17 protein-coding genes are annotated in these 19591 nt (G+C 62.5%); 7 read left to right on the plus strand and 10 right to left on the minus strand.

Annotated features, from left to right (window positions below; translation table 11 throughout):
* Positions 1-4 precede the first annotated feature (4 nt).
* The 3 genes from tldD to GRAN_RS10110 are packed head-to-tail and all read right to left on the minus strand — an operon-like array spanning position 5 to position 2933.
* Positions 5-1450: a metalloprotease TldD gene (gene tldD, locus GRAN_RS10100; protein ID WP_128912746.1), complete on the minus strand. Its 1446-nt coding sequence runs from the start codon at positions 1448-1450 to the stop codon at positions 5-7.
* Between the two features lie 17 nt (positions 1451-1467).
* On the minus strand, positions 1468-1992 hold the full coding sequence (locus GRAN_RS10105) for an AAA family ATPase (RefSeq protein WP_241654494.1): 525 nt from the start codon (positions 1990-1992) through the stop codon (positions 1468-1470).
* Between the two features lie 50 nt (positions 1993-2042).
* Positions 2043-2933, minus strand: a complete 891-nt coding sequence (locus GRAN_RS10110; protein ID WP_241654447.1) for a glycoside hydrolase domain-containing protein — start codon at positions 2931-2933, stop codon at positions 2043-2045.
* A gap of 102 nt (positions 2934-3035) precedes the next feature.
* Between GRAN_RS10110 and GRAN_RS10115 the strand changes: the two genes are divergently transcribed.
* The 4 genes from GRAN_RS10115 (at position 3036) to GRAN_RS10130 (ending at position 8134) form a co-directional block, all read left to right on the plus strand.
* Positions 3036-3557: a YfiT family bacillithiol transferase gene (locus GRAN_RS10115; protein WP_128912748.1), complete on the plus strand. Its 522-nt coding sequence runs from the start codon at positions 3036-3038 to the stop codon at positions 3555-3557.
* 97 nt (positions 3558-3654) lie between these two features.
* A complete protein-coding gene (locus GRAN_RS10120; RefSeq protein ID WP_128912749.1) occupies positions 3655-5385 on the plus strand; it encodes a VWA domain-containing protein in 1731 nt (576 codons plus the stop codon).
* 8 nt (positions 5386-5393) lie between these two features.
* Positions 5394-6392 (plus strand): VWA domain-containing protein, encoded by a 999-nt coding sequence (locus tag GRAN_RS10125; RefSeq protein ID WP_161570923.1) that lies wholly within the window; start codon positions 5394-5396, stop codon positions 6390-6392.
* 119 nt (positions 6393-6511) lie between these two features.
* Positions 6512-8134: a hypothetical protein gene (locus GRAN_RS10130; protein ID WP_241654448.1), complete on the plus strand. Its 1623-nt coding sequence runs from the start codon at positions 6512-6514 to the stop codon at positions 8132-8134.
* Here the strand turns inward: GRAN_RS10130 and GRAN_RS10135 are convergent.
* The 3 genes from GRAN_RS10135 to rpmE form a co-directional block, all read right to left on the minus strand.
* The gene (locus GRAN_RS10135; protein WP_128912751.1) at positions 8131-8748 is read right to left on the minus strand and encodes a hypothetical protein; all 618 of its coding nucleotides are present in this window, start codon (positions 8746-8748) and stop codon (positions 8131-8133) included. The two genes, GRAN_RS10130 and GRAN_RS10135, sit on opposite strands and share 4 nt — an antisense overlap.
* Before the next feature lie 32 nt (positions 8749-8780).
* On the minus strand, positions 8781-10058 hold the full coding sequence (gene dusB, locus GRAN_RS10140) for a tRNA dihydrouridine synthase DusB (protein WP_128912752.1): 1278 nt from the start codon (positions 10056-10058) through the stop codon (positions 8781-8783).
* A gap of 69 nt (positions 10059-10127) precedes the next feature.
* Positions 10128-10373 (minus strand): 50S ribosomal protein L31, encoded by a 246-nt coding sequence (rpmE, locus tag GRAN_RS10145; protein WP_128912753.1) that lies wholly within the window; start codon positions 10371-10373, stop codon positions 10128-10130.
* Positions 10374-10556: 183 nt separating this feature from the next.
* On the opposite strand from rpmE, the gene GRAN_RS10150 reads away from it, so the two are divergent.
* Both GRAN_RS10150 and GRAN_RS10155 read left to right on the plus strand, forming a co-directional pair.
* A complete protein-coding gene (locus tag GRAN_RS10150) occupies positions 10557-11309 on the plus strand; it encodes an ATP-binding protein (RefSeq protein ID WP_128912754.1) in 753 nt (250 codons plus the stop codon).
* 42 nt (positions 11310-11351) lie between these two features.
* Complete coding sequence (locus GRAN_RS10155) at positions 11352-11903, plus strand: DUF2393 family protein (protein WP_128912755.1); 552 nt, start codon at positions 11352-11354, stop codon at positions 11901-11903.
* A 2-nt stretch (positions 11904-11905) separates the two neighbouring features.
* Here GRAN_RS10155 and GRAN_RS10160 read toward each other — a convergent pair whose 3' ends face one another.
* From GRAN_RS10160 to GRAN_RS10175, 4 genes are all read right to left on the minus strand, one after another.
* The gene (locus GRAN_RS10160; RefSeq protein WP_128912756.1) at positions 11906-12364 is read right to left on the minus strand and encodes a helical membrane plugin domain-containing protein; all 459 of its coding nucleotides are present in this window, start codon (positions 12362-12364) and stop codon (positions 11906-11908) included.
* Positions 12365-12375: 11 nt separating this feature from the next.
* Positions 12376-15405 (minus strand): formate dehydrogenase subunit alpha, encoded by a 3030-nt coding sequence (fdhF, locus tag GRAN_RS10165; RefSeq protein WP_128912757.1) that lies wholly within the window; start codon positions 15403-15405, stop codon positions 12376-12378.
* Positions 15406-15468: 63 nt separating this feature from the next.
* Positions 15469-16761 (minus strand): flavin monoamine oxidase family protein, encoded by a 1293-nt coding sequence (locus GRAN_RS10170; protein ID WP_128912758.1) that lies wholly within the window; start codon positions 16759-16761, stop codon positions 15469-15471.
* A 5-nt stretch (positions 16762-16766) separates the two neighbouring features.
* Positions 16767-18185 (minus strand): CCA tRNA nucleotidyltransferase, encoded by a 1419-nt coding sequence (locus GRAN_RS10175; protein ID WP_241654495.1) that lies wholly within the window; start codon positions 18183-18185, stop codon positions 16767-16769.
* 152 nt (positions 18186-18337) lie between these two features.
* On the opposite strand from GRAN_RS10175, the gene tsaD reads away from it, so the two are divergent.
* Positions 18338-19525, plus strand: a complete 1188-nt coding sequence (gene tsaD, locus GRAN_RS10180) for a tRNA (adenosine(37)-N6)-threonylcarbamoyltransferase complex transferase subunit TsaD (RefSeq protein WP_128912759.1) — start codon at positions 18338-18340, stop codon at positions 19523-19525.
* Positions 19526-19591 lie beyond the last annotated feature (66 nt).

A 19591-nucleotide genomic window follows, 5' to 3' on the forward strand; every position in this document is an offset into this window, starting at 1 on the left:
GGTCTTATCTTCCTGTTCCCCCGACCGTCATGCGGTCGAGCTTCACTGTGGGCATCCCTACGCCGACCGGTACGCTCTGTCCGGCCTTGCCGCAGGTACCAATACCTTCATCGAGTGCAAGGTCGTTGCCGACCATCGAAACGTACTTCAACGCTTCCGGCCCATTCCCGATTAACGTAGCCCCCTTCACCGGCCGCGTGACCCGACCATCTTCGATCAGGTAAGCCTCACTCGCCGAGAAGACAAATTTTCCATTCGTGATGTCCACCTGACCACCGCCGAAGTTCACTGCATACAGCCCGCGTTTGACACTCTTGATGATGTCTTCGGGCATGTCTTCGCCGTTCAGCATGTACGTATTCGTCATGCGCGGCATAGGAATGTGGTGGTAGCTCTCGCGCCGTCCGGAGCCTGTGTTCGGCAGACCCATCAGGCGGGAGTTGAGCTTGTCCGAAAGAAAGCCCTTCAGGATGCCGTTTTCGATCAGCACCGTCTCCTGCGTCGGCGTACCTTCGTCGTCGACGTTCAACGATCCGCGCCGGTTCGCCATCGTGCCGTTATCGACAACGGTGACCTTGCTCGAAGCCACCTGCTGACCGACGAGCCCGGCAAACGCTGAAGTCTTCTTCCGGTTGAAGTCCGCCTCGAGCCCATGTCCGACCGCCTCGTGCAGAAGCACGCCGGGCCAACCGGGCCCAAGCACGACCTCCATCTCACCCGCCGGAGCCTCGACGGCGTCAAGCTGCAGGATCGCCGTACGAGCCGCCTCGGAGGCAAAGTGCTCCGGGCTCTTCTCGCCTTCAAAAAAGTCGAGCATGACGCGCCCGCCTCCGCCGGATGTTCCCTTGGAGGTATTCGCGCCGTCCTTTGCAAGGACAAAAACATTCAGTCGCGCCAGAGGCTGGGTATCGCTTGCGAACGTCCCGTCCGAAGCCGCGACCAGAATTCTGCGAAGCTCATCGTTGATTCCGGCGCGCACCTGCGTGATCCGCGGATCGTACGCCCGGGCTGCCTTGTCGGCGCGCTCGATCAGCTTCAGCTTCGCCAGGATCTCCGAATCCGACTCCGCGCCGGCCACCGGATAGAGCGACGGCGAATCGACCGTGTGCCGAAAACCGCTCATCAATTCTTTGGCCGGCCCGCTCGCGATCAGGGCCGCCGTGCGTGCCGCCTTCATCAGGCGCTCGCTTGAAAGATCGTCCGTGTAGGCGTATCCCGTACGTTCTCCGGATAACACACGGATCCCGCAACCCACACTGATTCCTTGACTTGCGGTCTTGACGAGAGATTCGTCCATGGCCAGCGAGGTCGAGGTGACGGACTCGAAATAAAGGTCCGCGTACTCGCCGCCGGCCGAAAGCGCCTCACCCAGGCACCTCTCCATCAAACGTTCCGAAATGCCTAGCTTCTCGATAAAGTAACGTTTGTGGTCCGCAAAGGGGAGGGTCATCTATCCACTATGATAGGCTACGCACGGACCCGGGGCAACTCGGTAGTCTGCACGTCTTCGGAGTTCAGCCATCGTGTGGCCTCGGCCGAGGTCCTCAGCACGATCACGCGGCCGGAGAACCGGCGCAGCTCGTCGGCGATCCGGGGGCGTTTTTCCCGCCTGAAGTTCCATATGTAAATCAGAAAACTCAAGCTCAGCCGCTCCGGGCAGCCATCGGCCATATCGTCGCGAGCGCGTCCGAAGCCCAGGAGGACGCGTTTCAGGGCACGAACCAGGCAGAGCCAGCGGGGATAGTCCAGCAGGATGGCCGCATCGGCAGCCGCAAGCCTCTGGGTCAGAGTCCCGCCGTAGGTGCCGTCGATAATCCAGGCTGGCGCGGCGAGAACTTCAGCCACCTGCGCCTGCCAGACAGCCTTGTCCTGTTCGACCCATCCCTTGCGCCAGTAGAGGCGGTCAAGATGAATCACCGGCAGACCCGTCCTCGCCGCCAGCAGCCGCGCCATGGTCGACTTGCCCGAACCCGGACACCCGAGAATCAGCACGCGCTGCAACCTGGCCATCTCCTTCTCGCGATGAGTCTACCCGGCAAGTACTATCGGCCGGCCGAAGGATCTGTCGAGCCCGCCACATTCATGTCGAGCATCAGGCCAGGAACTCCGGGAGCGTAGCAGTTCCCGTCCGTCTCATAGGTCGCCGTGCAGCTCTGGGTTAGATCCGGCCGGCGTGGCGACTGCGCATACTGCCACACGGTCACATCCGGCGTGCCGCTCGCGTTGCGGGACGGAGGCTGCACTGTGCATCCCGGGGATGGTCCCTTGGGTGCGCAAGCGTCTTGATAAGCCCAGATAGCTATCGTATGCAGATGATTCTTCGCCACGTGCTCGCGGATGTCCTGAATCGTCGTGATGGTTGCCCCAGGGCCATCCGGCAGGGGCTGTCCGCTCCCATAGACGCCCGGTCGAAACCCGGTCGTAGCCACCGCCTCGGTCCAGCCGAAGAGGTATCCCGCTTGCTCCTCGAGAAGCCGGCCGCCCTCTTCCTGGTCGAGGAAGATAATCGTCGCGGCAGGAAAACCCTCGGTCTTCGCCGCCGCCACGGCCTTCGCCGCATCCTGTTTCCCAAGCTCCGCTGGCGAAAGCTTCGACGCCTTGATCTCTTTATCGAGCCTTCCGTTGGCAAGGACGAGGAAGCCGTACCCCTGCCCGCGCAGGACGGCGCGCTTGCCATGCCATCCGTTCGCCGTCTCGCCCGGAGGCGGTGTCAGCCAATATCCCGTGTACGCGAACTGCTTCTTCAGCCCCGCCATCGCGTCATCGCCGGGGTAATCGTTGCGATCGAAGCCAACAATATCTCTCGTCGCCGCTACCGTATCCTGGGCGGCTGCAACGGCCTTCGGCTCAGGCGCTGCTTCCTTCCGCCCACCACACGAGCCGACGCGCGACAGCCCGGCCAGCATCAACATTCCGCAGATCAAAACGCGCATCTCATCCGCCTCAGGCCCGCACATCACAAGCAAGGCTCATGCTACCTTGCCGCTGAGAGTGTTTTCGAACACCACCCCTTTAGAGAGCGAATCCATTACCGAATGACCGACCTCCGCTACCCCATCGGCCCGGCGCAGATCCCAAATCCTATCCCACAGGAAACCCTCTTCCTCGCCATGGCCGACATCGCTGATCTTCCCGCAAAGCTCACCGCCGCTGTCGAAGGACTCGACGACGCCCAGCTCGACACTCCCTACCGCGAGGGCGGATGGACCGTCCGGCAGGTCGTCCACCACGTCGCCGACAGCCACATGCACGCGTTCGCCCGGATACGCTTCGCCCTCACCGAGCCTTCGCCGACCATCATGCCCTACGACGAAGCCGCCTGGGCAAACCTCGCCGATTACGCCGCGCCCATCGACTGGTCGCTCGAGCTCCTCGAAGCCCTCCACGCCCGCTGGGTCATGCTCCTACAGGCGCTCACCGAAGAGCAGTGGAAGCGCAACTTTCTCCACCCCGAGAACGGCAGCGTCGGACTCGAGCAGGCTGTCCTTTTGTATAGCTGGCACTCCCGCCACCATACTGCGCACATCACCCGTCTGCGCGAGACGATGGGCTGGTAGCGGCATTAACGGCAAGATCTAAGTCGATCCTGAAACCTACCGTCGCCCCGACCGTCTCTTTACCAAGCGATGTCTCAACGAGTTCGACAGGCGGACTATGAAAGACCGAATCCTTCGCAGGCTCCTCTTCGCGTCCCTCATCGCAACACCCAGCCTTCTCCTGGTCGCTCAGCAGCCCGCCACTACTGATCCTCAGCCCCCGCCGTCCCAGTCGACCCCAGCGCCATCACCCCCGGCCCCACCTGCTGCCGCCGCTCCTCCTCCACGGCAGGCTGGTGCGCCCGGTCAGCCGCTCCAGCCCAACCCGGACGGCACCTACACCATCCGCCGCAACGCCCGTCTCGTATTCCTCGACGTGGTCGTCACCGACGCAAAGAACAACGTCGTCCGCGACCTCACCAAGTCCGACTTCAAGGTCACCGAGGCGAACGAGCCTCAGGAGATCCTCAACTTTCAGGAGACCGGCTCCCACCTGCCCGATCCGAATGCGGTCATCAACTCCACCCAGGATCTCGACCGCCTTGCCCCCAATGCGCCCGTCAACATCGTCCTCCTCGACGAGTTCAATACCCGGTTCGAGGACATGGCCTTCGCCCGCTACTCGCTCAAGAAGTACCTCGAGAAGCAGCCCGACAAGCTCCTCACCCCCACCATGCTCGTTGCAGTCGACATTCAGAAGTTCACCGTCCTCACCGACTACACCCAGGACAAGCAGAAGGTCCTCGACGCGCTCGACCATCACTTCGTTGCCTACCCCTGGCAGGCCCACAACGGCGCATGGATCGGCGAGCGCTACGGCATCGCCTTCGGCACGCTCATGCGTGTCGCCGAGGCGGTCATCGGCCATCCCGGCCACAAGAACATGATCTGGATCGGCCGCGGCTTTCCCCCGCTCAACTTCGCCAACCAGCCCATCGACACCGAAAACCGCGTCAACTCGATCGTCCAGCAGTGCGTCAATATGCTGCGCGATGCCCGCGTCACCCTCTACACCATCGATCCCGCCGGGGTGATGGTGGATCCCGGCATCTACGGCGCGGCCGCCGCCTTCAACGACCCCTTCGGCGGCAACTACCAGTTCAATAAGCTCGCCACCGCCACCGGAGGCAAGGCGCTCTACGGACGCAACGACGTCGACGCCGAGATCGGCACGAGTATCCGCGACGGCTCGAGCTTCTACACCCTCACCTATCGCCCGTCGAACACCACGATGGACCCGCGCAAGTTCCGCCGGATCAAGATCGTCCTCGACCGCCCCGGCCTCACGGCGACCACGCGCGAGGGCTACTACCTCCAGGGCGGCCCGGCTCCCGTCAATCCGCAGAAACCCTCCCGCCGCCTCGCCTTCGACCTCGTCTCGGCGGGAGACAGCACCATGGTCTACGACAGCGTCCCCTTCACCGTGCAGCCCGTCCCTAATGAGCCCGATACCTACTTCGTGACAGTGGACGCAAAGGGCCTCGTCTGGACCTACGCCACCGAGGGCAAGCCGCGCCACGCGAACCTCGTGGCGATGACTGCGACCTTCGATAAGAAGGGTAAGGAACTCAAGCGCGACGCCAAGACCTACGAGGTCACCGCGCCGCCGAACGTCGCTCCCACCGGTCGGATCGAACTCGGAACCCGGCTCAAGGTGAAGATCGACCACGATCCCAAGGCCATCCGCGCCCGCTTCGTCGTCCGCGTCAGCCAGACCGGTCGCATGGGCACCGCTGACCTCATCCTCGGCCAGCCCGCCACCGCACCGCCAGTCGCCTCCGTTCCCGCTCCTGCCGCCACTTCGACCGATCCCGTCCCACCGCCTGCCGCGTCCAACCCCCAGCCATGAAGCGGATCGTGACTCTCGGGGTTCTTATCGTTTTAGCCATGCAAGCCGAGGCCCAGGGCGACCCGGTCGCGTCGCCCGGGAGCACCCTCCGCTCGACCGCGAACCTCGTTCTAGTCCCTGCGCTCGTCCTGGATAGGTCCGGCGAGATGATCCACACCCTCACCCAGAACGACTTCGCCCTCACCGATAACGGCATCCCGCAGAAGCTCACCGTCGAGCACATCGAGCACCAGCCCGTCTCCGTCGTCGTCCTCATGCAGACCGGCGGGGCCGCCCCCGGTGAGTTCGCCTATTACAAGGGCCTCGGCACCATGCTCGACAACCTCGTCGGCGAGACCTCCCACAAGGTGGCCCTCGTTACCTTCGACAGCCAGCCCGAGGAGCTCTGGAACTTCCCGCCGCGCGGCGAGGGCCTCAGCTATGCCTTCACCCATCCCGACCCCGGCGACGGCGGCGCGGCCATCCTCGACGCCATCAGCTATTCCGTCGACCTCCTCAAGCAGCAGCCCGATACCTCCCGCCGCGTCATCCTCCTCATCAGCCAGCAGCACGACGCCGGAAGCAGGATCAAGCCGGAGGCCGTCGTCCGCGAGCTTGGCGAGAGCAATACCACCATCTACAGCCTCACCTTCTCGCCCGCGAAGAAGTGGTTCAAGGACCAGTTCACCGGCCCCCGCCACGGTAACGGAGCTTACGATATGCCGGGCGAGGCTCCGCTGCTCTACACCTTCAACCTCAGCGGCCCGCTTTTTGAGGCATGGAAGGCGCTCCAGCAGGACACCGCGTCCGAGATCGCCGCACTCTCCGGCGGCGAGAGCCTCCACTTCAGCACCCGCAAGGACCTCGAAGAGCAGCTCTCCCTTCTGGCCAACCGCATCCCGAACCGCTACACCCTCAGCTTCCGTCCCACGTCGAACGAACCCGGCTTCCACGAACTCAAGGTACAGGTGCTCAACCAGCCGGAGCCGGTTACCGTCTCAGCCCGCACAAGTTACTGGTCGAAATAGCGCTAACTCGATCAATCTAAGCGCTATTTATTCCCGCAGATCTCTCCTTTAAAAAATTACTGAGGTAATCCGCCGATTTCCTCTACCGTTGCGGAAATCTTGGGAGCATAATCACGTCCATGGCGTCTCGTCTCATGGTCGAGGTTGCTGCACAAACCCCCACCGAGATCTCCTGCGCCCTCGAGTCCTTCCTCGCCGACTACCCCGCCGCCGCGCTCCTCGAAGACGGTAAGCCCATCTTCGACATGCGCACCGCGCGCTACAGCCTCTCAACCGAGCACGACCGCTGCACCCTCCATCTCTGGAGCGAGGAGCGCAACCTCGTCCGCCGTGTCATCGGCGTCGAGCCGCGCAACGCCGTCCTGCGCGTGATCACCCAGCGCTTCGGCCAGACCAGGCCGCAGATCCTCGAACTCACCGCCGACCGCGACCGCCGCACGCCCTCCACGCGCGATGCCACACGCACGAAGTACCTCCGCGTTCTCGACCGCGTCCTGACCCGCACCTTCCCCGACTGGTATCCCGAGAGCTTCCGCACCGCGATGGATCTCGAGAAGTCCTTCGGCCCTGCCTACTGCCGGGGATCGCTCGTGAAAGGCCACCATGCCTGGGCCGTCATCGCGGTCAACGGCGAAGAGACGCAGGCGACCATCGACGGCATCCTCACCCTCGGCATCCTCTGGCTCGCCCACAGCCGGGAACACGCCGGAGGCCGCCGCCTTTATAAAGGGCTTCGTCTCATCGTCCCCAAAGGTAGTGCCGCCCTCACGCTCTCGCGTCTCGCCTGGCTCAATCAGGATGTCGCCGCCTACGAGCTCTACGAGTTCGACCAGGCGAACGAAGAGCTCACCTCCCGCGACTCCGCCGACCAGGGTAACCTGCACACGCATCTCCAGCACGCGCCCAACGCCACCGCCGCTCGTGAGCGCTTCGCCGACTCCGCCGCTCAGGTCTTCGCGCTCATCCCACCCGAGTTGCATCCCGTCGTCGAGCAGCGTCTCCGCTCCGGAACGGAACTCGCTTTTCTCCTTCACGGCCTTGAATTCGCCCGCGTCCGAGTCGAAGCCTCCGCCAACAGCTTCAATCGCTCGCACAAGGTCACCTTCGGAGCCGGAGCAAGCGAGACCGAGCTTACCCCCGACACCGCCGACGACCTACGCGAACTCGTCGGCAGCCTCTTCGAGCGCCGCCACGCCGCCGGCGAACGCCGTGACCCGCTCTTTCGCATGCAGCCCGAGCGCTGGCTGGAGTCCGCCCTCCGTCGCGACGTCGCTCCTCTGGAAGCACATGACACGAAGCTCCAGGCCGAGTACGTCTACTCGCAGGTGCCGGCGTTTGCGGCCTCCGACCGGGGCATGCTCGACCTTCTCACTGTCACCGAAGACGGTCGCTTAGCCGTCATCGAACTCAAAGCCGAAGAAGACCTGCATCTGGCCTTGCAAGGCCTTGACTACTGGATCCGCGTCCGCCACCACCATCTCCAGAATGTCGACAACGTCACCGGATTAGGCGAGTTCCAGCGCCACGGCTACTTCGGCGGCATTCCCCTCGCGCCGCTCCCCCCGCGCCTCTATCTCGTGGCCCCCGCCCTGCGCATCCACCCCGCGACCGAGGTCATCCTCCGCCACCTCAGCCCGAAGGTCGACTGGACCCTCATCGCCCTGGACGAACGCTGGCGCTCAAAGATCAAATCCGTGTGGCGTAAACGCCACACCGACTCGCCCATCGCCTACGTCGGCTAAGCCTTCTCTTCCGGCACCGCGGGCTCATCCCACGCATGCTCACACTCCTCGCACGTCCACCGATTCACCGGATCGGCAGCCAGAAGCAAAGGCTCCGGCGCGCCACACATCGGGCATGGCGGTGAGATGAAGTCTTCCGGCTCAACCTCCAGTTCCTTCCAGATGTGCTCCGGGATCGATTGCGCCAGGATAGACGAAGCCTGTTCCGCATCTGCCGGTTTCACCACCACCCGTGGTCCCCGGCTATCCATGACTCCTCCCTGCCCCGTCACAAGGAAACTCTCCACCTTCGATTCCAGCAGAAAAGCCCGCGCCGCATTCGCCTCGCTGATCGTCGCAAAGAGAAACGTGCAATCCTCTGGAGCCCGCTCCGCGTAGTCCCGCAGCATCTGGGGATCGTGAAGCCAGCTCTCCTCGTCATGATCTTCCTCCACGGCGGTCTTTGAGGCGTCAGGGGCAAGATCAAGCCCCCGGAGAGCGATCTCTCTGCGAAGAATCTCCTGGGCGATGGGGGTGAGTTCCTCAGGCTGCTCAGCAAGATGCAAGAGCCGCTCCTCCGGCAGATCGCGATAGTAGGCGGTAAGCCGGTCGTCCTCTTCCTGCGTCCAGTCCATGATCCACTCCGATGTCGAGAGTACTACGCCCCTCAGTCGCAATACTCCCCAGCCGCCACCAGCTCCGCCGCCATCACCTCATCCTCATTCGCCACGGCCGTCTCCGCCCGCGACGCGAAGAACGCATCGACAGCATCCAGCACGCTGGCCCCGTTCTTCGAGTCGAAGATCTGCTTCCGCAGCGCCCCGCCCCCGGGCACGCCGTGCGTAAACCACGCCGCGAACTGCTTCATCTTCCCGACGCAGTCCCGTGCCTGCTTCTCCCGCGCGACCTGTCCGGCAGCGGTGATCGCTTCGGCGCGCGCGATCTCGTTGGCGTTCTCCATCTCGATCTCTTCGACCATCTTCTGGAAGTAGTCCCGGATCATCCGGTACCGGTCCTGATCCGTCGGGCTGTCGTACCTGCCGGTCGCCGTGTACTGCGCGATCTGCCGGAAGATCCACGGGTTCGCCGGAGCCACGCGCCCGATCATCACCGCGTCGCACCCCGTCTTGTCGACCATCGCCGCCGCGTCTTCGGGCGTCCGCACATCCCCATTCCCGATTACCGGGATCGATACCGCATCCTTCACCGCCGCGATCCACTCCCACCGCGCCTGCCCGGTGTACCCATCTTCGCGCGTCCTCGCGTGCAGGGCGACCGCGTTCAACCCGCAGTCCTCCGCCATCTTCGCAAGCTCCACGCAGACGATGTGCTTATCGTTCCACCCCATCCGGAACTTCACGGTGAAGGGAATCGAAATCGATGCCCGCACCGCCTTGAAGATCTCCCCGATCAGGGGCAGATCCCGCAGCAACCCCGACCCGCCATTACACGCCACCACCCGCTTCGCCGGACACCCCAGGTTCAGGTCGACGATGTCGAACCCCGCATCCTGGCAGATCCTCGCGCTGTCCGCCAGCGTCACCGGGTTCGACCCGAACAACTGCGCCGAAATCGGGTGCTCGTCATCGTAGTACGTCAGATACCTCTTCCGCTTCGTCTCCCGCATCCGCGAGAGTCCATCGGCCGAGGTAAACTCCGTCATGATCAGCCCGCACCCGGACTGCTGATTCGACGTAACACTGTCCACATTTACCGCACTTTGCCCCGCGTCCTGACCAGCGTTTTCAGCCGAAAACATGCTCGCATTTTTGATAAACCGGCGAAAAACTGTGTCCGTCACGCCCGCCATCGGAGCCAGCACAGTAGCTGGAGCAATCCGTACGTTGCCGATATCAAAGGACTTAGGCACACGCGCTCCCTCAGGCATCGCATGCTCCACCGGATCGTCCCACTGCTTTTTCTCGAGCGTATACCGCTTCTTCATGCAATCGAACCCCTTCAAAACAAAAGGCCCCCGCACAGCGCGGAGGCCTTTCGCTCAAAACCGCAGCAATTACTTGGTCTCGGTCTTCGCCGTCTCGGCCTTGCCCGCATCGGACTTGGCGAACTTGCGGCGGAAGCGCTCGACGCGGCCTGCCGTATCGATCAGCTTCTGCTTGCCCGTAAAGAACGGGTGGCAAGCCGAGCAGATTTCCACGACGATGTCGCCCTTGTGTGTGGAACGCGTCTCAAACTGGTTGCCGCACGCGCATTTGACGTTGGTGAGGTGATAATCCGGGTGAATTCCTGCCTTAGGCATCGTAAATCCTGTCTTTTCTCGAATTTGCCGGCGTGCGGATCGCTTGCGAACGGGCGGACTCACGGTCACATCGATGGGCCTGTCGCACTGCCAGTGGCACACTTCCGTGGAAGAGCGCCTTCTAAGTATATAGGATTCCGCCACCCAGCAAACGGATTCATCTGCTGCCATACTGAAGAGGTTATGACCGAAGTCTGCAAGATCTGCGATGGAGCTGGCCTCCGCATCATCCAGGAAGAGGGCCGCCAGGTCGCCGCCCCCTGTGTCTGCCGCATCGAGCAGCGCGCCGCCCGCATGCTCGACCGCGCCCGCATCCCCAAGCGCTACGAACACTGTTCGCTCGAATCCTTCGACACCCACTTCCACTCTTCGAACAAGACCCTCACCGCCGCCCACATGCGCGCACGCCGCTTCGTCGAGAATTACCCCATCGAAACGGGCGGTACTGGCCTCCTGCTCACCGGCTCCATCGGCGTCGGCAAGACCCATCTCGCCGTCGGCATCCTGCAGGCGCTTGTCGCCGAACGCGGAGCCACCGGCCTCTTCTACGACTACCGCGACCTCCTCAAGCAGGTACAGCACAGCTACAACTCAAAGGTTGCTGCCACCGAACTCGAGATCCTGCGCCCCGTCTTCGACGCCGAGGTCCTCGTCCTCGACGAGCTTGGGGCCTCGAAGCCGACCGACTGGGTCTGGGACACTGTCGCCCACATCCTCAACACCCGCTACAACGACCGCCGCACCACCATCATCACCACCAACTACGCCAACTTCGGCCCGCTCGGTACCGAGCCCGCGAACATCCGGGGCAAGGAAGAGACCCTCGGCGACCGCATCGGCGAACGCATGCGCTCGCGCCTCCAGGAGATGTGCATGGTCGTCGAGATGCAGGGCAAGGACTTCCGCCAGACGGTCAAGCGCGCCAGCTTCGCCTGAGTCATTTGCTGAGTCATCAGCCCGTATAGAATCGAGGCCAGTATGAGCGACTCCCAGCCGAACGTTCCGACCTCCGCCAGCTCGAACGCCCTCTTCGCCACGCCTCCTGCGGAGCGTGGCGGCTTCCCCAAGGCGGCGGTCTTCGGAGCCATCGGGGCTGTGCTCGTCATCGTGCTCGGGATCGTGATCGCCACACGCGGCCATCACGGCGTCGCTGCGGGAGTCATCCTTCCCCTCGACGCGCACGCGGCCTCACTGCCCATGGCTGATGTCGCCATGAGCGAGTCCACCAGCCTCTCCGGAGGCAAATCCACCTTCATCGACGGCCGCATCAAGAACACCGGCTCCGACACCATTACCGGCATTACCGTCCAGGTTCTCTTCCGCAACGATGAAGGCCTCGCCCCGCAAGTCGAGACCTTGCCTCTGATGCTGATCCGTACTCACGAACCCTACGTCGACACCCAGACCGTCGCCGCTGCACCCCTGACACCCGGCCAGGATCGCGAGTTCCGCCTCATCTTCGAGAACATTAACAACAACTGGAATATTCAGATTCCCGAAGTCCACGTCGTGCAGGTTGCAACGAAGTAGTCCTACTTCTTCAGCGCCTTCCCAAGGTTCGTCAGCACAAGCGTCATAAACGAGAGTCCTCGCCGGCTGTCCTCCCCAGCCGCGCGCTTCGCAAGCTGCCAGAAGCTCGGCGTCCTCTCCTCGCTACGATGTTCCTGCCCGGCCGAAGCCACCGCCCGCGCCAGGCAGTCGAGTATCTCCGGATCGACCGTCATCAGCACGCGTGACAGCGAGATCGCGTTCCGCATCAGCGACACACTTTCCGGCGTCTTCCCGTACTTCGCCAGAGTGCCGAAGATCGTATCCTTCGCGCTCACCATGCCATGCATCGTGTCGAGAATGCCTTGGTCATGCATCGCCTGCAGCAGATCCCACGCCACAAGCAGAGCCTCGGCATGCTCCTCGGGAGCCGCATCGAGCCTCTTCTGCAGATTCACCCGGGGATCGGCTTTCTTCACCTGGAACGCAATCGGATTCGCCATCGATAACTCCTCTAAACCGTGATGCTTTTTATCTGCACCAGTTCATCTGCCGCCCGAGTTCCGGGCAGCTTATAGTCTGGCCGCGCCCACTTATGCTCAACCTCAACACCCGTCTGCGGAGTCCTGTGCCCATTCCGGAAGTTTCCCCACGGCAAGGGATTCTTGCCGCGCTCTTCAAGCACCGTCATGTGAACCGATATCTCCTTATAAGCAGGCGTATGCGTCGCCCGGTCCATGTGGTTTCCCGTCATCTTGTTCACCGGCTCCAGAATCGAGTTCATCGGCATGTACAACTGCTTCCCCTCAACCCGATTTGTAACCAGAACCTGTACCTTCACCTGTCCGTAGGGAGACTTGATCTGCACGTAGCGTCCCGTCTCGATCCCGCGTTCCTTCGCCAGTTCCGGAGAGACTTCAAGAAACGTAATCGGGGTGATCTCCTTGATCCCCTCCGACTGGTACGTCATCGCTCCCTGCTCGAAGTGCTCCAGCAGACGCCCATTGTTCAGGTGCAGGTCATACGTCGTGTTCGTCTCTTCTGACGGTGGAATGTACTCGATCGGGTGGAACATCGCCTTGCCATCCGGGAAGGGAAATCCATCCTTGAACAGCAGCGGAGTATCCGTGCCATCCTTCGCAACCGGCCACTGCAGGCTCTTATACCCTTCGAGCCGCTCATAACTCACACCCGCGAACATAGGAGTAAGTCGCGCCACCTCGTCCATAATCTCGGAAGGATGCTTGTAGTCCCACTTGGCTCCCAACTTGTTCGCGATAAGCTGCAATATCTCCCAATCTGGCTTCGAGTAACCGAGCGGCTCAAGCGCCCGATAGAGCCGCTGAATCCTCCGCTCCGTGTTCGTAAACGTTCCGTCTTTTTCAAGCGAAGGACTCGCAGGCAGCACAAGATCCGCATACTGCGCCGTCTCCGAGAACATGATGTCCTGCACGATAAAGAAGTCGAGCTTCCGTAACGCCTCGCCCACATCGGTCGAGTTAGCGTCTGACGTAATCGTATCCTCGCCCTTGATATAAAGCGCCCGCACCTTGCCCGCGTGAATACCTTCAATCATTCCTCGGTTATCGAGCCCCTTCACCACCGGCAACGTCACTTCCCAGTCCGCCTCGAACTTGCCGCGCACCGTCGCGTCATCGACGAGTTGGTACCCGGGAAACAGGTTCGGCATCGACCCGAAGTCGCTCGCACCTTGCACGTTATTATGTCCGCGCAAAGGATAAGCACCCGCGCCAGGCCTCATGTAGTTACCCGTTGTCAGCAGTAAATTCGAGATAGCCGTCGAAGTATCCGACCCACCGCAATGCTGCGTTACGCCCATCGCCCATAGAACGCAAACACCATCTGCCTTGGCAATCTCGCGCGCGACCGCAACCAGCGTCTCTACCGGCACGCCGGTCACCTTCTCCGCATACTCCATCGTGAACGGCTCAAGCGACCTCTTGAACTGGTCGAACTTATTCACCCACTTCTCAATGAAATCCGGCTTATGAAGATCATTATCGATGAGATACCTCGCGACCGCTGAGATCCACACCGCATCCGTTGAAGGCGTCGGCCTGAAAAAGATATCAGCTCGCTCCGCCATCTCATGCTTCCGGATATCCGCAACGATGAGTCTCTGCCCGCGATGCTTATGCGAACGCTTCACCCTTGTCGCAAGCACAGGATGCGATTCTGCCGTGTTCGATCCAACCACAATCACAAGGCCAGCTATCTCGATATCCGAGATGGACCCCGAGTCGCCACCATACTTGACGGTACGTGATAAGCCCATCGTCGCCGGAGTCTGGCAGTACCGGCTGCAGTTATCGATGTTATTCGTCCCGATCACGGCTCGCGCCAGCTTCTGCATCAGGTAGCTCTCTTCGTTTGTGCACTTCGAAGAAGCGATAAACGCCAGGGCATCCGGCCCATGCTCTTCCTTGATCTTGGTGAACTTCTCGGCGATGACATCGAGCGCCTTCTCCCACGTCACTTCAACGAATGTATCTCCCTGCCGCAGCAGCGGAGAAGTAAGTCGCTTCGGAGAATTAATAAAATCCCACGCAAACTTACCCTTCACGCACGTCGAGATACCATTCGCCGGCCCATGCATCGGCTCGATTTTCAAGATGTGCCGATCCCTCGTCCACACATCGAAGCTGCACCCAACGCCACAGTAGGTGCAGACTGTCTTCGTTCGCTTCACCCGTGCGTGCCGCATCTCCGCTTCCATCTCCGAGAGTGAAAGGATCGGCCCGTACCCCGTGCTCGGCTCTACCTCTTTGACGATCACGATCATATCGTCGAGCACCTTATCCGGAATATTGGTTAGGTATCCCGCCTTACCCAGCATGCTCTTCTCCATCAGCGCATTGCACGGGCAGACGGTCACGCAATGCCCGCAACTCACACAACTCGATCCTTCGATCTTCTCCCCGCCATCCCACAGCACCCTCGGATGCTCGCTCTTCCAGTCGATCGTCAGCGTCTCGTTCACCTGCACGTTCTGGCACGCCTCGACACATCGCCCGCACAGAATGCACTGGTCCGGGTCGTACCGGTAAAAAGGATTCGACATATCCTTCTCGTAAGGCTTCGGCGCATACGGCCGAGCCTGGTGCTTCACATCGAGCGCCGCCGTCGTATTGTGAACCACGCAGTTCTGGTTGTTGTTATCGCAGACCGTGCAGTACAGCTCGTGGTTCTTCAGGATGCGGTCGAACGCCTCACGCTGTGCGACATCCACCCGATGCCCCATCGTCGCAACCGTCATCCCTGGCTCAACCCGCGTCGCACACCCGCGCACAAGCTCGCCGTTCACCTCGATCATGCAGGTATCGCAGCTTTGGATATTTCCCATCGCAGGCAGGTAGCAGACCTGCGGAATCTCTTTGTGCTGATACTTCACCGCGTGCCGGTTCAGCGCATCGATCAGGATCTCTCCGCGGTGCGCCTCGACCTCAAGCCCATCCATCATCACAATTGTGTCCGGCGTGGTGTCCGCCGGGGTGTTCATCAAGGGACGGCTTTGCTCTGGCATAGGCCTATCAGATGCCGAGCCGTAGCAAAGGCGTTTGCTGAAGCCGCCTCAATTCGCGGGAACCTAACCCAACGCGGATATCTCACCCAGAATCTGTTCAGCAGCTCGTAACCCGCTCCGCATCGCGGCATGCACAGTACCCCAATGCCCGGTCACATCCGTATGCTCCCCGGCAAAGTAGAGCGTCTCCTCTACCGGCACCCCAAGCGCACGCGGCGAATCGATCTCGCCCGCTGGGATATAGCTGTAAGCCCCGAGCGTCCACGGATCGCTACGCCAGTCGTGTGGCTCACACGCGACCAACCCCGCGAGCACATCATCCGCCTGTAACCCGAAGATCCGCGCCAGTGTCTCACACGCCTGCTCCCCGATCTCCTCGGCAGTCAGCGCCGCAAGCGCATCCGAACGCGGACCGCCGACCCACCCTGTAAGCGTCGCCTCTCCTTCAGGATGTGGCGTCCACCACACCCCCGGCACCTCGTCGAGGCTGAAGAGGAAGCTCATCGTCTGCATCTGAGGCTGCGGCTTGAGCCCATGCCAGAACGCCCCACGAAACACGAGCGTGAAGCGCACCACCTGTCCCATCCGCATGCGCGTGGCAATCTCCAGCCGATCCTCCGGCTCGGGGATGAAGCGCACCACACCCGCCTGCAACACCCCAAGCGGAAGCGTCACGACCACTCTCTTCCCCTTGATCGTCTCGGCACTCGCACACTGCACCGCAACCGCACCCCGCTCCCACCGAATCTCCTCAACCGGCATTCCGAGCCGCACCGCGCCACCCAGCGCCGCAGCCCGCTCCGCAAGATACTCCGGAAGCCTCGCGTAACCCTCGCGCACATGCCACATGCGGTCGCCCGAGATGGCATCCTCTGCCTTCTGCTGCAGCCCAAGCGCAATTACGCTCGCATCCCGCGCATCCGCGGCGTTGAACCCCTCGACGTACCGAATGAGCATCAGCTGGTCTTCCTCGTCGACGTCCATCCGCTCGATGTATTCCAGAAATCCGCAGTCCGGCCCCTTGTAGTCTTCGAGTTCGTCGAGGATCGAAAACCCTCCCTCCTCATCGCTCTCCGAAAGCACCCCATCACCTTCGCTCTCCATCATCGCCCCATCCCGCTCCACAGCCGTCACCCCGGCCTCCTGGATCAGCGCCCAGAGCTCCGTCGGCCGCCCATGCACGAACTCCGCCCCAAGCTCAACGACTGTGTCCCCCAGGCGACGCGTCAGGACGCGCCCGCCGACCCGATCCTGCGCCTCGACCACGCATACCGTAAGCCCACGCTCGAGCAAGGCCCGCGCCGCCGTCAGACCGGCCATCCCCGCACCAACCACCACCACGTCGAACACGTCCATACCCGTCAGATGCTCAGTCGCTCCGGTGGATCCCCAAATCTCTCCCGCACCAGCGCCAGCCCCTCCTCCCGCGTAGCAATCAGCCCTTCCAGCTGCGCATCCTCCGCCACCTCCAGCATCGCCTTGAATTGCGGACTCGGCCGATACCCCGCCGCGATCAGGTCCTTTCCTGTCACAAGCAACTCAGGCCGAAGCGACTCCACCGGCGTCGCCTCATACTCCCGCTTCGCAAACTCATACATCCCCAGCATCCGGTGCGAACATGTGCAATCCAGATAGTGCAGCGCAAGGTGCTCGTCGAATCGCGGCATCCGCAGAAACCGCGTCAGCGTCGACCGCTTCATCTTCGTCACATCGCCGAACCGCATGTGGTTCTTCACGAGCGCGACCACCTGCTCGGTCTCCTCGTTCGAGAAGCGCAGCCGCCCCAGGATCACCTCCGCCATCCGCGTCCCCACCTCGGCATGCCCGTTGAACCGGATCCGGTCCCCCGAAAACTGCGGCGGCTGAAACGTCGCCGGCTTGCCCACATCGTGCAGCAGCGTCCCCCAAGCCAGCGCCGCCTCGCATTCCGCCGGAAGCATCTCGAGCATCATCATCGTGTGCACCCAGACGTCGCCTTCGGGGTGATACTCCGGCGGCTGCTCGACCCCATGCATCTTCACCACTTCAGGAAGCACCTCGGCCAGCAGGCCCGAATCATCGAGCATCTCGAACGCATCCCTTGCCCGCCCCTCGGTCAGCATGCGGGTCAACTCCTCCCGGATCCGCTCGGAACTCACCTGACCTATCTCTGAAGCATGTGCCCGCATCGCCGCGAACGTCCCGTCCTCAATCCGAAACCCCAGACGCGCCGCGAACCTCACCCCCCGCAGCATCCGCAGCTTATCCTCGGCAAACCGCACCGCCGGATCCCCAATCGCCCGAACTACTCCGGCCGTCAAATCCTCGCGCCCGCCGACAAAGTCCAGCACCGCCGCGTCGAGATCCCCATCCCGCTCAAACCGCGCGACGTCCAACAGCATCCCGTTGATCGTGAAGTCCCGCCGCACAACATCCTCTCGCGGGTCCGTCGAAAATCTCACCGCATCCGGCCGTCGCCCGTCGCTGTAAGCTCCGTCATGCCGAAAGGTAGCCACCTCAACCGCATCATCCTGACCGCTCCCATACTCCGTAGGCTCCCCACAAACCAGCACCACCCCGAAGTGCGCCCCGACGGAAAGCGTCTTCCGACCGAGCCGTCCAAACAGAGTCATCACCTCATCCGGAGTCGCCGAAGTCGCCACGTCGAAGTCGTCCGGCGCCCGCCCAAGCAGCATGTCCCGAACGCAACCCCCGGCGAAAAAGGCTTTATATCCCGCGCCGACGAGCGCCCGTGCCACCCAAGCGGCTTGGATAAAGCCCGTGTTCTCCATCCACCCCATGCTTGACACGCTTGCTATTCTATAAGGGTGGTTTAATCGAGCGTCCGGCCCATGAGCCGGACGTTCGCCTTTAAGCCGCAGCGCGAAGTCCAGACTTAAGTCCATATATTCGAATACTTTGAGGTCTTTTCGGCGGGATGGGGTACAGCTCGATGCAGCCTGACGAATCAAAAGCCGGCCTGATCCTCGGCATCGAATCCTCCTGCGACGAGACCGCCGCCGCCGTCGTCCGCGCCGGCCGAGATCCCCTCTCGAACGTCGTCGCCAGCCAGATTGCCCTCCACGCCAACTACGGCGGAGTCGTCCCCGAACTCGCCAGCCGCGAGCACCTCCGCAACATCGTCCCCGTCGTCCGCGCCGCTATGGCCGAAGCCGGGCTGAAGTACGCCGACCTCGACGCCATCGCCGTCACCCACGGCCCGGGCCTCGCCGGAGCCCTCCTCGTCGGAATCCTCTACGCCAAGGCCCTCGCCTTCGGATCCGGAAAGCCCCTCATCGCCGTCAACCACCTCGAAGGCCACATCCACGCCGTCCTGATGGAAGCCCGCCACCGAGGTGAAACCCCGATCCCGCTGCCTCTTCTGGCCCTGGTAGTCTCCGGAGGCCACACCCACCTCTACCTCGCCCGCCAGGGCAGCGCAGCCGATGCCTGGATCTACCGCAACGTAGGCCGCACCGTCGACGATGCCGCCGGCGAAGCCTACGACAAAGTCGCCAAGCTCCTCGGCCTCGGCTACCCGGGCGGCCCATGGATCGACGCCCTAGCCCCCCACGGCAACCCCCTAGCCGTCCCCTTCCACTTCAATCAGATCAAGGGGCCACCCCTCCGCGACGGCAGACCCGCCCCAAACAAGAAAGCCCCCCCCCAGCAGGAAGGCCCCCGCTTCGACTTCTCTTTCAGCGGCATCAAGTCCGCCGTCCTCCGCTACGTGCAGGCGAGCGGCATGCGCGAAGCCGCCGAGCACCGCCAGCGCACCCTCGCCGCCATGGCCAATCCCAAGACCGCCGACGCTCTGGCCCTCTGCGACCCGCAGACACTCGACCTCATCGCCAGCTTCCAGCACGCCGTCGTCGGCATCCTCATCCGCCAAACCCTCGCCGCCGCCGAGCACCTCGGAGCCCGTGGCATCGTCGTCTCCGGGGGAGTGGCTGCCAACCGCGAACTCCGCCACCGCTTCCAGCACGAAGCCGTCCAGCGAGGCCTCCCCATAGCCTTTCCGTCATTGGCCTTAGCTACCGACAACGCCGCCATGATCGCGGCCGCCGCCTGGCCCAAGCTCCTCGCCCACGACTTTGCCCCCGAGGACATGGGCGCCACCCCCCAGCTCAAGCTCGGATAGAATCAATCCGCTAAAATCAATCCAGACCGTCGGTTGAGAAAGCGAACTGCATGGCGCGTGCGCCCC

Origin of the sequence: Granulicella sibirica (genome assembly GCF_004115155.1) — a bacterium.
Lineage (GTDB): Bacteria > Acidobacteriota > Terriglobia > Terriglobales > Acidobacteriaceae > Edaphobacter > Edaphobacter sibiricus.

Coding starts and splice junctions, on each gene's coding strand:
- tldD (WP_128912746.1), bottom strand. CDS start 1,450: ATGACCCTCCCCTTTGCGGACCACAAACGTTACTTTATCGAGAAGCTA.
- GRAN_RS10110 (WP_241654447.1), bottom strand. CDS start 2,933: ATGCGCGTTTTGATCTGCGGAATGTTGATGCTGGCCGGGCTGTCGCGC.
- GRAN_RS10115 (WP_128912748.1), top strand. CDS start 3,036: ATGACCGACCTCCGCTACCCCATCGGCCCGGCGCAGATCCCAAATCCT.
- GRAN_RS10120 (WP_128912749.1), top strand. CDS start 3,655: ATGAAAGACCGAATCCTTCGCAGGCTCCTCTTCGCGTCCCTCATCGCA.
- GRAN_RS10130 (WP_241654448.1), top strand. CDS start 6,512: ATGGCGTCTCGTCTCATGGTCGAGGTTGCTGCACAAACCCCCACCGAG.
- GRAN_RS10135 (WP_128912751.1), bottom strand. CDS start 8,748: ATGGACTGGACGCAGGAAGAGGACGACCGGCTTACCGCCTACTATCGC.
- dusB (WP_128912752.1), bottom strand. CDS start 10,058: ATGAAGAAGCGGTATACGCTCGAGAAAAAGCAGTGGGACGATCCGGTG.
- rpmE (WP_128912753.1), bottom strand. CDS start 10,373: ATGCCTAAGGCAGGAATTCACCCGGATTATCACCTCACCAACGTCAAA.
- GRAN_RS10150 (WP_128912754.1), top strand. CDS start 10,557: ATGACCGAAGTCTGCAAGATCTGCGATGGAGCTGGCCTCCGCATCATC.
- GRAN_RS10155 (WP_128912755.1), top strand. CDS start 11,352: ATGAGCGACTCCCAGCCGAACGTTCCGACCTCCGCCAGCTCGAACGCC.
- GRAN_RS10160 (WP_128912756.1), bottom strand. CDS start 12,364: ATGGCGAATCCGATTGCGTTCCAGGTGAAGAAAGCCGATCCCCGGGTG.
- fdhF (WP_128912757.1), bottom strand. CDS start 15,405: ATGCCAGAGCAAAGCCGTCCCTTGATGAACACCCCGGCGGACACCACG.
- GRAN_RS10170 (WP_128912758.1), bottom strand. CDS start 16,761: ATGGACGTGTTCGACGTGGTGGTGGTTGGTGCGGGGATGGCCGGTCTG.
- GRAN_RS10175 (WP_241654495.1), bottom strand. CDS start 18,185: ATGGGGTGGATGGAGAACACGGGCTTTATCCAAGCCGCTTGGGTGGCA.
- tsaD (WP_128912759.1), top strand. CDS start 18,338: ATGCAGCCTGACGAATCAAAAGCCGGCCTGATCCTCGGCATCGAATCC.